Here is an 11,784-nt window from a genome sequence, read left to right as displayed (position 1 = left end):
GCTCGTAGCTCAATTGGATAGAGCATCTGACTACGGATCAGAAGGTTAGGGGTTCGAATCCTCTCGAGCGCGTTAATCTTTTAATGAATATACAGGAAGCGGGAAGTAGCTCAGCTTGGTAGAGCACATGGTTTGGGACCATGGGGTCGCAGGTTCGAATCCTGTCTTCCCGATTTAGAGAATATGGGGCCTTAGCTCAGCTGGGAGAGCGCCTGCTTTGCACGCAGGAGGTCATCGGTTCGATCCCGATAGGCTCCACCAGTAATAAAGAATTTGGCGGCGTAGCTCAGCTGGCTAGAGCGTACGGTTCATACCCGTGAGGTCGGGGGTTCGATCCCCTCCGCCGCCATTGAAATGGACCTTTAGCTCAGCTGGTTAGAGCAGACGGCTCATAACCGTCCGGTCGTAGGTTCGAATCCTACAAGGTCCACCATGTTCTTTAATATGATGGAGGAGTACCCAAGTCTGGCTGAAGGGGTCGGTCTTGAAAACCGAGAGGCGCCGCAAGGCGCGCGGGGGTTCGAATCCCTCCTCCTCCGCCATAGAGTTTGTTAATTATTCCTTTTCTATCGTCGCGGGGTGGAGCAGTCCGGTAGCTCGTCGGGCTCATAACCCGAAGGTCGCAGGTTCAAATCCTGCCCCCGCAACCAATATTGGTCCCGTAGTGTAGTGGTTAACATGCCTGCCTGTCACGCAGGAGATCGCGGGTTCGAGTCCCGTCGGGACCGCCACAGTGAAAACGGCTTGGTAGTGACGAGCAATACTTTCATGAGTCCGCTTCGAGTTGCCTCGACGCATTCAGTATCTTTGAGTTCGCTAGCAGAGGAAGAGGCAACGAATAAAAATTCGAAAATGTATATGGCTCGGTAGCTCAGTCGGTAGAGCAAAGGACTGAAAATCCTTGTGTCGGCGGTTCGATTCCGTCCCGAGCCACCACTAACGTTTAAGTTTTTCTACCTGTTGCACCGGCTTAGCTCGATTGGGGAGCAACGAGCCTAAGCTTCCATGAACTCGCTCCGAGTTGCCTCGACGCATCTGTCATCTTTGAGTTCGCTAGTAGAGGAAGAGGCAACGAAATAATTTAGATAAATTTCATATGCCGGCTTAGCTCAATTGGTAGAGCAACTGACTTGTAATCAGTAGGTTGCGGGTTCAAGTCCTGCAGCCGGCATCAGATTGTGGCGACTATGGCGAAGTGGTTAACGCACCAGATTGTGGCTCTGGCATGCGTGGGTTCGATTCCCACTAGTCGCCCCATGTTATGCGGGTGTAGTTTAGTGGTAAAACCTCAGCCTTCCAAGCTGATGTCGTGGGTTCGATTCCCATCACCCGCTTCTTGGGCCTATAGCTCAGCTGGTTAGAGCGCACGCCTGATAAGCGTGAGGTCGGTGGTTCAAGTCCACTTAGGCCCACCATTATTGCATATTATCCGATAGTGAGTTAAACTAATATTAGACTTGTTTTATTCTGCAATAGCTCAGCGACGAGCACTACATCGATGAGTTCACTGCGAGTTGCCTCGACGCATCTGTCATCTTTGAGTTCGCTAGCAGAGGAAGAGGCAACGAAAACCAAATGAAAGCTAGAAGATTTCTATCTTTTGTCCCGACGCATCTTGTTTCTGTGAATTAGCTAGAAGTGGAAGGGACAAGGATAATTTCGTATTATGATCAATGCCATTATCGTTATTCCGCAATAGCTCAGCGGTAGAGCAACCGGCTGTTAACCGGTAGGTCGTAGGTTCGAATCCTACTTGCGGAGCCATACGGAGAAGTACCCAAGTGGCTGAAGGGGACGGTTTGCTAAACCGTTAGGTCGCAATTTTGCGGCGCGCGGGTTCAAATCCCGCCTTCTCCGCCATTCATGTGGCCCGTTGGTCAAGTGGTTAAGACACCGCCCTTTCACGGCGGTAACACGGGTTCGAATCCCGTACGGGTCATAAAAGCACCAGTTACACTGGTGCTTTTGTTCTTTCCATAAAACGAATTTTGTCGAATTTTTTCGTTTTATAGTTGCAATCTAATACATCCTCTGTTATAATCAATACCGTTAACTTAATGTTGTTCATGGTAAATGCGGTTTTGTATTCGAAATTGAAAATGTATATGTGGGTGTAGTTTAGTGGTAAAACGGCAGCCACGAGCAATACATCATCGAATTTGCTTCGAGTTGTCCCGACGCATTAAACACCTTGAATCGGCTAGAAGAGAAAGGGACAACGAAAAGAAGAGTTGATTGCGAGTTGCCTCGACGCATTCATCATCTTTGAGTTTGCTAGCAGAGGAAGAAGTATGACAACTGTGCGTTGTATACAGATTTAAAGAATAAAAAATAATACGCGGGTGTAGTTTAGTGGTAAAACCTCAGCCTTCCAAGCTGATGTCGTGGGTTCGATTCCCATCACCCGCTCCATCGCAAATAATGATTATGGGGACAACGCAGTGTTTCGTTTCTTCAAAGAACGAGGCATTGCGTTTTTTATTTTATGCAATTTTTTACACAAGTTGAAAAGCAGCATCGCCTCCATGAATTTGCAAGAACATCTTTTGCATGGACTGCAACAGTTTTTCACATTGTTCTTGTTTCATAGATGGCAATAAATAAACAATTTGAACAGCGTTTTTCGTGTCTTTTGTAACAGCTGTTCGTTGGGAATCGACAATTGGACTGCCAAATGGCCCGTGAATATCCTTTGATACGAGTTTATGAGAAAAGTTGACAGTGCGCCCGTTGATAGCGATATACTCGTCTTGATCTGTTCCAATGTCAATGGTAACCGGTCCTTCCAATTTATCTAAGTCATAAATGCCGATTGGAATTTTATAATAAAGGGAAAAGAAGTTGTTCACGTCGGCTGCGGAGTGAATAGTTGGGATAAAGTTTTTCTTTTGAATACGTCGATATAAGCTTTCCGACGAAGGACGATATCTGCTCGGGTCTGTTCCGATTGTTTTAAATGTCCTGCGCCATTCCGCCAGTTCAGGAATATCTGCAATCGCTGTTTCCTGCAAATCAAAGTAAATGGATTCTTGAAATAATTGGAGTCTTCCTTTTAACATTTGCGGAGAATCATCAACAACGATATGATTATAAAGTATAATCCCTACTTTAAATTCAGGTATCATTTGTTTTATTGTTTCAGCGACAACTACGTCCATCTGCTTTCACCTCGAAATTTTTTCTTTATTGTAACATAGATTTCGAATTTTAGCGAAGGGAGGGATGATGATGGATGTGGCGGCACTAAAACAAGAGATTATTGAATATAGCAAAACGATTGGTATTGATAAAATTGGATTTGCTAGTGCTGATCCGTTTGTTGAGTTAAAAGAGCGTCTTCGTCGCCAGCAAGAGTTAGGATATCAATCAGGATTTGAAGAGCCGGATATTGAAAAGAGAACTAATCCTTCACTGCTTTTGCCAGAAGCAAAATCTATTATTGCAATTGCTTTAGCATATCCGTCTAAAATGAAAAATGCTCCGCGTGGCACGAAAACAGAAAGACGAGGAATTTTTTGCAGGGCATCATGGGGAAAGGATTATCATTACATTTTGCGGGAACGTCTTGAAAAATTAGAAGCATTTATTTTAGAGAGAGTTCCTCAGGCTAGAGTAAAATCGATGGTAGATACGGGAGAACTGGCTGACCGCGCTGTTGCGGAACGTGCTGGAATTGGTTGGAGCGGAAAAAATTGTTCTATTATTACTCCAGAGTTTGGTTCTTATGTTTATTTAGGAGAGATGATTACCAATATTCCGTTTCCCCCTGATGAACCGATTGAAAGCCGCTGTGGAACGTGTACGAAGTGTATCGATGCTTGCCCGACGGGAGCGCTCGTGCAGGGAGGACAATTGAATGCACAACGATGCCTTTCGTTTCTGACACAAACGAAAGGTTTTTTAGCCGATGAATTTCGTGATAAAATTGGAAACCGATTATATGGATGTGATACGTGCCAAATGGTTTGCCCTGAAAATAAAGGAAAAGACTTTCATCTCCATCCAGAGATGGAGCCGGACCCTGAAGTGGTAAAACCAAAATTAATTCCGCTTTTGCATATAAGCAATCGAGAATTTAAGGAAAAATTCGGTTCGATTGCTGGGGCTTGGCGAGGGAAAAAGCCGATTCAGCGAAATGCCATTTTGGCTTTAGCGCATTATAAAGATCAAACAGCCATTCCGGATTTACTAAAGCTATTAAAAGAAGATAGCCGTCCGGTTATTCGCGGAACAGCGGCGTGGGCGCTTGGAAAAATTGGTGATACACGCATTATTTCTGATTTAGAGGAAGCAAGCAAAATGGAAAAAGACCCGGAAGTTCTTATGGAAATCGAAAAGGGGCTACAATTATTGCGGTCAAATGAGGAAAAGGGAAAAAATCGCTCACCTGTCACATAAGTTAATAGCAAAAAAGAAAGCGGTGAGCGATGTGAAAAAACAGCTGCAATATCTATTAGAAAAAAGAGCTCAACTTTTTGTGTCTAAAGACGAACGCAATGTAGAAGAAGCAGTGGAAAGGAAGCAGCGGCTATTCGAGAAACGCGGTGCAGAAATTGTCCGTTGTTCCATTAATAGCCAAATTGTAAGCAAGCATGTAATGGAAACAGAAGGAAGGTTTACTTATTTAGCTCATTATCAATTTTTAATAAAGCATGGCAGCAAGATGTACATTGAGGAACAAGTCGAGGAAAGAAGAGCGTATTTTGAACGTGGAGAGTTAGTGAAAGATGAAAAAATAATCGTGAGCGAGGAAACGGTGCCGCCTCGTTTAGAACGTGAGATGTTAGTGGATGAAAGAATTTCATATAAATATGATCGGGCAAAGGCGGTGCGTTATGCTGAAACGTGGTGGAACAGCTACAATCCCGCGTTTCCACGGTTTAAGGTAGATTGCACGAATTTTATTTCCCAATGTTTATACGCAGGTGGAGCCCCGATGACGGGGTATCCGAATCGCGCAAAGGGATGGTGGTGCAAAAACAACAATTGGAGCTATAGTTGGGCGGTGGCACATTCTTTCCGTTGGTACTTGAGCGGAGCGCGCGTTGGATTACAAGCGGTTGAAGTATCGTCGCCAGAACAATTGATGGCCGGAGATGTGATTTGTTACGACTTTGAAGGGGACGGTCGTTTTAATCACTCAACGATTGTTGTAGCGAAGGATGCGAACGGAATGCCGTTAGTGAACGCTCATACAACAAATAGCCGCATGCGCTATTGGTCATATGAAGATTCCACGGCGTATACACCTAATATTCGCTATAAGTTTTTTCATATCATTGATCGAAAATAACAATATAGTTTGAGGTGATCGATATGCCACTACATGTAGTACTATATCAACCGGAAATTCCAGCAAATACGGGGAATATTGCACGTACGTGTGCAGCAACAGATACAGCGCTTCATTTGATTCGTCCGCTCGGTTTTTCGACCGATGATAAAATGCTAAAACGCGCCGGTCTTGACTATTGGCCATATGTAAATATCTCTTATTATGATTCATTGGAAGAGTTATTTGAGCGGTATCCAAACGGAGAATTTTACTTTATCACTAAATTTGGAAAGAAATACTATGATTCTTTCGACTTTAGTGATATGGAAAAAGATCATTTTTTTGTGTTTGGACGTGAAACGACGGGATTGCCAAAAGAATTGCTTGAAGCAAATATGGATCGCTGTCTGCGCATTCCGATGAACGATAAAGTCCGTTCCTTAAATTTATCAAATACTGCAGCTATTTTAGTGTATGAAGCGTTGCGTCAGCAAAAATTTAACGGTTTATTTTAAATAAAAAACGACCTTCTGAAAAGGAGGTCGTTTTTTATGCATTAATTTTTTACACTTGGTTTATCTTCGTAGCCAGCTGTAAAGATCGCGGTTAAAAAGGCGATGATCACGCCTAATACAAGCAATGTGCGCATTGCGATTCCTCCTTCACGAAATGGTTGCTTCATCTCCTTCATTATAGCGAATATGACAAGCGTTGTGAATGGCAAGTATGGACCATGGCAGTCAGACAAAATTTTTTTTGCGATGAATGATTCGGGACATCCTTGCATACATTGTAATAATCTTGTTGTTAAGACATCAAGGATAAGGAGGTCCTTTATGGATATTTTAAAGAAAATCGAACAATATCGGGAAGAAGAGGAACGGTTAAAATGGGAAGGTACGTTTGCAGAGTATTTAGAAATTTTAAAAGAAAAGCCATGGGTTGCTCAGTCCGCTCATTCACGCGTTTATAATATGATTAAAGATGCTGGAATCGAAGTAGTAAATGGAAGAAAACGATATAAGTTTTTCAGCCATCAACTATTTGGATTAGAGGAGGCGCTGGAACGTCTAGTAGAAGAATATTTTCATCCAGCGGCAAAGCGGCTTGATGTGCGCAAACGTATCCTGTTGTTGATGGGACCTGTCGGTGGCGGAAAATCAACGCTTGTTACACTGCTAAAACGGGGGCTAGAGGAGTATTCGAAGACAGAACGCGGCGCGGTGTATGCGATTAAAGGATGCCCGATGCATGAAGATCCGCTTCATTTAATCCCACCTCATTTGCGCGATGATTTTTATAAAGAGTATGGCATCCGCATTGAAGGAGAACTTTCGCCGCTGAACATGATGAGATTGGAAAAAGAATATGGAGGGCGTATTGAAGATGTAATGGTAGAGAGAATTTTCTTCTCGGAAAATAAACGGGTCGGTATTGGAACGTTCAGTCCGTCTGATCCAAAATCTCAGGATATTGCTGATCTCACGGGAAGTATCGACTTTTCAACCATCGCTGAATATGGTTCAGAATCAGATCCACGCGCCTATCGATTTGATGGTGAGTTAAACAAGGCGAACCGAGGAATTATGGAATTCCAAGAAATGTTGAAATGTGATGAAAAGTTTCTATGGCATTTGCTTTCTTTAACGCAAGAAGGAAATTTCAAAGCGGGGCGATTCGCGCTCATTAGCGCTGATGAGCTAATTATCGCACATACGAACGAAACGGAATATCGTTCATTTATCGCAAATAAAAAGAATGAAGCGCTCCACTCGCGTATTATCGTCATGCCAATCCCATACAATTTGCGTGTGTCGGAAGAGGAGCGTATTTATGAAAAAATGATTCGGGAAAGTGATGTAGCTGATGTTCATATTGCTCCGCATACGCTTCGAATTGCCGCAATGTTTACGATTTTAACGAGATTGAAAGAATCAAAACGGCCGGATGTCGATTTAATTAAAAAAATGCGCCTCTACGACGGCGAAATGGTCGAAGGATTTAATGAAGTAGATGTAGAGGAATTGAAAAAAGAACATCCGGATGAAGGAATGAGCGGCATCGATCCTCGTTACGTCATTAACCGAATTTCTTCGTGCATTATTCGCAAAGAAGTTCCATCAATTAACGCGCTAGATGTATTGCGATCCTTAAAAGAGGGGCTTGATCAGCATCCGTCCATTTCCAAAGAAGATAAAGAGCGGTATTTAAACTTTATTTCGCTTGTCCGGAAAGAATACGATGAAATCGCCAAGCAAGAAGTACAAAAGGCGTTTGTCTACTCCTATGAGGAGTCGGCGAAAACGTTGATGGACAATTATTTAGACAATGTAGAAGCGTACTGCAATAAAACGAAGCTGCGCGATCCGTTGACAGGAGAGGAAATGAATCCAGACGAAAAACTCATGCGCTCGATCGAAGAGCAAATCGGCATTTCGGAAAACGCGAAAAAGGCATTTCGTGAAGAAATTTTAATTCGTATTTCCGCCTATGCCCGAAAAGGACAGAGGTTTGATTACAACTCACATGAGCGGTTGCGGGAGGCGATTCAGAAGAAACTATTCGCTGACTTGAAAGACATTGTAAAAATCACCACTTCATCGAAAACACCGGATGAGCAGCAATTAAAGAAAATTAATGAAGTAGTGGCACGCTTGATCGATGAATATGGCTATAATTCTACGTCAGCAAACGAATTGCTTCGCTATGTCGGCAGCTTATTAAATCGTTAGCATGCCTAACGTTAGGCATGCTTTTTTACTCGAAAGCAGTCTGATGATATATCAAAAAAGAAAATGCTTATATTTTTTGTTTTGTACTTTTTTAGGCTTGTCCAACAAAAATTTACATGTTCATTTTCGTAATAATTTGTCAATTATTTCGTTTTTTTGCATAGGATAGAGTAAACAAACCGTCATTTATTCATTATGTTTGTTATGACGCCAACATAAATATATGCTTCAAGATAAAAAAGTGTGAAAAAATTTCAAATGAGGAGGGGGAAAAAATGAAAGGAAACTTTGTTGTATCGAAAGAAGACTGGTCCCTCCATCGGAAAGGACATGACGATCAAAAACGACATGAAGAAAAAGTAAAAGAAGCAATTAAAAACAATTTGCCAGATTTAATTACAGAAGAAAGCATCATTATGTCAAACGGACGTGACGTCATTAAAATTCCGATCCGTTCTTTGGATGAATATAAAATTCGTTATAATTATGAGAAAAACAAACATGTTGGTCAAGGGAACGGAGACAGTCAAGTTGGCGATGTTGTTGCAAGAGATGGATCAGGGGAGGGACAAGGGCCTGGAACAGGGCAAGGAGCCGGCGACTTGCCCGGGCAAGATTATTATGAAGCGGAAGTTTCGCTAATGGAATTGGAAGAAGCGTTATTCAGCCAATTGGAGCTGCCGAATTTACAAAGAAAAGAAGCGGACCAAAACGTTGTAGAACATATTGAATTTAATGATATTCGCCGTACTGGTTTAACGGGGAATATCGATAAAAAAAGAACGATGCTCGCGGCATTTAAGAGAAATGCGATGAATGGCAATCCAAGTTTTTATCCGATTTATCGTGAAGATTTAAGATATAGAACGTGGAATGAAGTGGTAAAGCCAGATTCGAAAGCAGTTGTTCTTGCGATGATGGATACAAGCGGCTCAATGGGATTGTGGGAAAAATATATGGCACGCAGTTTCTTCTTTTGGATGACCCGCTTTTTACGTACAAAATATGAAACGGTGGAAATCGCATTTATCGCCCATCATACAGAAGCAAAAGTGGTTACCGAAGATGAATTTTTCACAAAAGGAGAAAGCGGAGGCACGATCTGTTCTTCCGCCTATCGAAAAGCGTTGGAGCTCATTGAAACGAAATACTCGCCATCGCGTTATAATATTTATCCGTTCCACTTTTCTGATGGAGATAACTTGACATCAGATAACGCCCGTTGTGTCAAACTTGTTCAAGAACTAATGAAAGTGTCCAATATGTTTGGATATGGAGAAGTAAATCAGTATAACCGCCACTCGACGCTAATGTCTGCTTACAAAAACATCAAAGATGAAAAATTCCGCTATTATATCCTCAAACAAAAATCGGATGTATTCCATGCGATGAAAACGTTCTTTCGCAAAGAAGAAAGTAAGCAATTTGTATAATCTCCTAAGATGATAGGTGATTTCTCTTTTGATTGGACTTTGATTTAAGGATGGCTAATCAACCTGCGCGTGGGGACGACGCCTCGGTCCAAGCTGGTGGAGGAGCAGGGGATGGTTCGGAATCAGTTGATTCACTGGCTGGACCGGTATATTTGTTCTGTACGTCCCAAGTAGCAGATGGCTTGGTTGTATTGTCATTTATCAAATTTTACCCAAAAAAGAATATGCTATTATATATTAGAGAAATTGGTATGATAATCAGGACAGCCATGATTAAGCAAATAATCATGGCTGTTTTTATTTGATTTGGTATATAAGAAAAGATGACAGTTTTGATAATAAAGGTCAAGTCATCCTCATGTAATCGCATAGCTGAAATCATGGATATTTCCTCATTTTAAGTGATGAAACAAGTCTTTGCCTAACAAAGTGAGGGAATATGCATGTTAAAAAATAATCGAAAAGGATGAAGGATATTGAAGCCTTAGGTCATTGCCGGACTCTTATCTTTGTTATTTCCTAGACTTGGGCAAATCTACAAACGTCAAACGAATAAAGGACTTATTGCGCGTCGCATTGGCAAGAGCGATTGTTACCCAAGCCCCTATTTGCTTAATGGACGAACCTTTATCCAATGTGGATGCAAAGCTGTGCGCAAAAATGAGTTCGAAAATTCGCCAGTTGCAAAGACAGTGAGGAATGACGGCGATTATGTGACGCATGACCAAGTTGAAGCAATGACGATGGCAGATCGAATGATGGTTTTGCACGGGGGAATATCGCAACAAATCGGTGCGCTGCTGGATGTGTACAATCATCCGAATAATACTTTTGTTGCTCCGTTTATCGGTTCTCCGCCGATGAATTTAGGAGAGGCAAAAGTGTCAGAAAACACATTGTTTCTCAACTATGAACGGGCAATCCGATTTTCAAATAGCGGTTTGTCGCTAAAGGAACAAGTGATTGTTGGCGTTCGCCCCGAACATATTTGCTCCATCTCAAGATGAATATTTTATTGCTACTGTTGTGAACGTAGAAGTATTAGGTGCTGAAACACTTGTGATGTTTCAACTAACGAAACATACACATTGGATTGCCAGATGGAACGGACAGTGGAATATTCAGGTCGGCGAGCGGATTCCGTTGGTTATTGATGAAGCAAATAGCGCATTTTTTGATGTTCATGGCTTCAGGCTTCCATATTCTATTTCTTCTCATACGATGAGCGGGAAGGGAAAACGATGAGCGTATTTCCTTCGTCTAAGACCGAGCCTTGGGCGAGTAGTTTTTGTCACTGCACAACCTATCTATAAATTTTTCGATTTGTTGGGCTGGCATAAGAAAAGGTCTCGTTTGCATGCAAACGAGACCAAATTTTCTTTTTGAAATAGATGATCTAATTGGACGAACTGACAGATTTATTTGGGTTCGCCGCTTCTTTGTCTTGCTTGGCTGAATCTGTTTTTCGTATTGTTTCTATCATTGCTAAAGCAGGCGCAAGTTCTTCCTTATCTTTTGGCGTTTGAATCATTACAAGCATAGGAACAGGGTTGCTTGTAGCGATGACATGAACCGTCATATTTTCCGATTGTGCGGTATACCAAGCGGCTCCTTTCAATGATTCTGGTAGATTTGCGCTGTCCTGGCGAGCGGCATCGGAAGACACTGCTTGTGCGTGTTCTTCCGCTAGTTTCGCATAATCTATTTTATTCCCTTCTTCATGAAGAAGGCGGATTCTGACAAAGCTGTTATCTCGCAGCAACAAGTCGGAATGCGGCTCTTCAGCTTCAAGCTCCCAGCCTTTTAGTACATATAAGGAAAAACCTTGGTTGTCGCTTGTTTTTAAAGAAGCAGTTTCTTTCACTTCTTTTCCATCGACCATATAAGATAATTGCATTTCGGAAGGGCGCGCTTCTTCTTGTTGTTTGTTTTCTTCTGCATTAGTTTGCTGTTTATTTTCTTCTGTATTACTTTGTTGGTTGTTTTCTTCTGTATTAGTGGCACCGCCATTTTCAGAGGCGATGTTTTCGTTTTTAGAAGAAGGTTGTGATGTCTCTGATTTCCCTGTGTTGTCCGATTGCGTCGTTTCCGTTTGGGTTGTGTCCTTATTAGAAGGATTCGGTTGTTTTACTTCATTTGTTTCTTTCGTTCCACAACCTGAAACAAGCGCGATCGCCATGATGGCAGTTATAAACGGTTTCCAAGTGAATTGCATCCATCATTCCTCCTTAATTTATCTATCACTTATTATATCAGTCGAAACATGAAGGAGGAATGTTACGATGGAAGTATTTTTGTTACAATAGTTATAATTAGTAGAGTACGTACGTTTTTGGCATGCAAT

At 42.1% G+C, this 11,784-nt stretch carries 9 protein-coding genes and 17 tRNA genes; 24 read left to right on the top strand and 2 right to left on the bottom strand.

The window, feature by feature from the left end:
• From QSJ37_RS08705 to QSJ37_RS08625, 17 genes are all read left to right on the top strand, one after another.
• A tRNA-Arg gene (locus QSJ37_RS08705) sits at positions 1-72 on the top strand.
• A 27-nt stretch (positions 73-99) separates the two neighbouring features.
• Positions 100-173: transfer RNA gene (locus QSJ37_RS08700), tRNA-Pro, on the top strand.
• 12 nt (positions 174-185) lie between these two features.
• Positions 186-261 (top strand) — tRNA-Ala (locus QSJ37_RS08695).
• A 14-nt stretch (positions 262-275) separates the two neighbouring features.
• Positions 276-349 (top strand) — tRNA-Met (locus QSJ37_RS08690).
• A 7-nt stretch (positions 350-356) separates the two neighbouring features.
• Positions 357-433: transfer RNA gene (locus QSJ37_RS08685), tRNA-Ile, on the top strand.
• Positions 434-449: 16 nt separating this feature from the next.
• Positions 450-542: transfer RNA gene (locus tag QSJ37_RS08680), tRNA-Ser, on the top strand.
• A 31-nt stretch (positions 543-573) separates the two neighbouring features.
• A tRNA-Met gene (locus tag QSJ37_RS08675) sits at positions 574-650 on the top strand.
• 5 nt (positions 651-655) lie between these two features.
• Positions 656-731, top strand: a tRNA-Asp gene (locus QSJ37_RS08670).
• A gap of 129 nt (positions 732-860) precedes the next feature.
• Positions 861-936, top strand: a tRNA-Phe gene (locus tag QSJ37_RS08665).
• 162 nt (positions 937-1,098) lie between these two features.
• Positions 1,099-1,171: transfer RNA gene (locus QSJ37_RS08660), tRNA-Thr, on the top strand.
• A gap of 10 nt (positions 1,172-1,181) precedes the next feature.
• Positions 1,182-1,257 (top strand) — tRNA-His (locus QSJ37_RS08655).
• Between the two features lie 6 nt (positions 1,258-1,263).
• Positions 1,264-1,334 (top strand) — tRNA-Gly (locus tag QSJ37_RS08650).
• A gap of 4 nt (positions 1,335-1,338) precedes the next feature.
• Positions 1,339-1,415: transfer RNA gene (locus QSJ37_RS08645), tRNA-Ile, on the top strand.
• Between the two features lie 274 nt (positions 1,416-1,689).
• Positions 1,690-1,764, top strand: a tRNA-Asn gene (locus QSJ37_RS08640).
• A gap of 3 nt (positions 1,765-1,767) precedes the next feature.
• Positions 1,768-1,860: transfer RNA gene (locus QSJ37_RS08635), tRNA-Ser, on the top strand.
• A gap of 7 nt (positions 1,861-1,867) precedes the next feature.
• Positions 1,868-1,939, top strand: a tRNA-Glu gene (locus QSJ37_RS08630).
• Positions 1,940-2,338: 399 nt separating this feature from the next.
• Positions 2,339-2,412 (top strand) — tRNA-Gly (locus tag QSJ37_RS08625).
• 83 nt (positions 2,413-2,495) lie between these two features.
• Here the strand turns inward: QSJ37_RS08625 and QSJ37_RS08620 are convergent.
• Complete coding sequence (locus QSJ37_RS08620) at positions 2,496-3,158, bottom strand: B3/B4 domain-containing protein (RefSeq protein WP_285754701.1); 663 nt, start codon at positions 3,156-3,158, stop codon at positions 2,496-2,498.
• A gap of 70 nt (positions 3,159-3,228) precedes the next feature.
• Between QSJ37_RS08620 and queG the strand changes: the two genes are divergently transcribed.
• The 7 genes from queG to QSJ37_RS18055 all read left to right on the top strand — a co-directional run bounded on the left by queG (position 3,229) and on the right by QSJ37_RS18055 (position 10,685).
• On the top strand, positions 3,229-4,398 hold the full coding sequence (gene queG / locus QSJ37_RS08615) for a tRNA epoxyqueuosine(34) reductase QueG (protein ID WP_285754799.1): 1,170 nt from the start codon (positions 3,229-3,231) through the stop codon (positions 4,396-4,398).
• Between the two features lie 31 nt (positions 4,399-4,429).
• Positions 4,430-5,293, top strand: coding sequence for an amidase domain-containing protein (locus QSJ37_RS08610; protein WP_285754700.1), 864 nt, complete (start codon positions 4,430-4,432; stop codon positions 5,291-5,293).
• Between the two features lie 23 nt (positions 5,294-5,316).
• Positions 5,317-5,790, top strand: a complete 474-nt coding sequence (trmL, locus tag QSJ37_RS08605; protein WP_285754699.1) for a tRNA (uridine(34)/cytosine(34)/5-carboxymethylaminomethyluridine(34)-2'-O)-methyltransferase TrmL — start codon at positions 5,317-5,319, stop codon at positions 5,788-5,790.
• Between the two features lie 321 nt (positions 5,791-6,111).
• On the top strand, positions 6,112-8,007 hold the full coding sequence (locus QSJ37_RS08600; RefSeq protein ID WP_285754698.1) for a PrkA family serine protein kinase: 1,896 nt from the start codon (positions 6,112-6,114) through the stop codon (positions 8,005-8,007).
• 275 nt (positions 8,008-8,282) lie between these two features.
• Positions 8,283-9,440 carry a sporulation protein YhbH gene (gene yhbH / locus QSJ37_RS08595; protein WP_285754697.1) on the top strand — a complete coding sequence of 386 codons (1,158 nt, stop codon included), beginning with the start codon at positions 8,283-8,285 and terminating at the stop codon, positions 9,438-9,440.
• Positions 9,441-10,090: 650 nt separating this feature from the next.
• Complete coding sequence (locus QSJ37_RS18060; protein WP_483313586.1) at positions 10,091-10,447, top strand: hypothetical protein; 357 nt, start codon at positions 10,091-10,093, stop codon at positions 10,445-10,447.
• Positions 10,404-10,685 (top strand): TOBE domain-containing protein, encoded by a 282-nt coding sequence (locus QSJ37_RS18055; RefSeq protein WP_483313585.1) that lies wholly within the window; start codon positions 10,404-10,406, stop codon positions 10,683-10,685. Before QSJ37_RS18060 ends, QSJ37_RS18055 begins: the two co-directional genes overlap by 44 nt.
• 151 nt (positions 10,686-10,836) lie before the next feature.
• On the opposite strand, the gene QSJ37_RS08585 is transcribed toward QSJ37_RS18055, so the two are convergent.
• Complete coding sequence (locus QSJ37_RS08585) at positions 10,837-11,655, bottom strand: hypothetical protein (RefSeq protein WP_285754696.1); 819 nt, start codon at positions 11,653-11,655, stop codon at positions 10,837-10,839.
• Between the last annotated feature and the right edge of the window lie 129 nt (positions 11,656-11,784).

Origin of the sequence: Parageobacillus sp. G301, assembly GCF_030268025.1 — a bacterium.
Taxonomy (GTDB): Bacteria; Bacillota; Bacilli; order Bacillales; family Anoxybacillaceae; genus Parageobacillus_B; species Parageobacillus_B toebii.
Note: the sequence above shows the minus strand (reverse complement) of the source record. Positions and strands in the feature narration are given on the sequence as shown.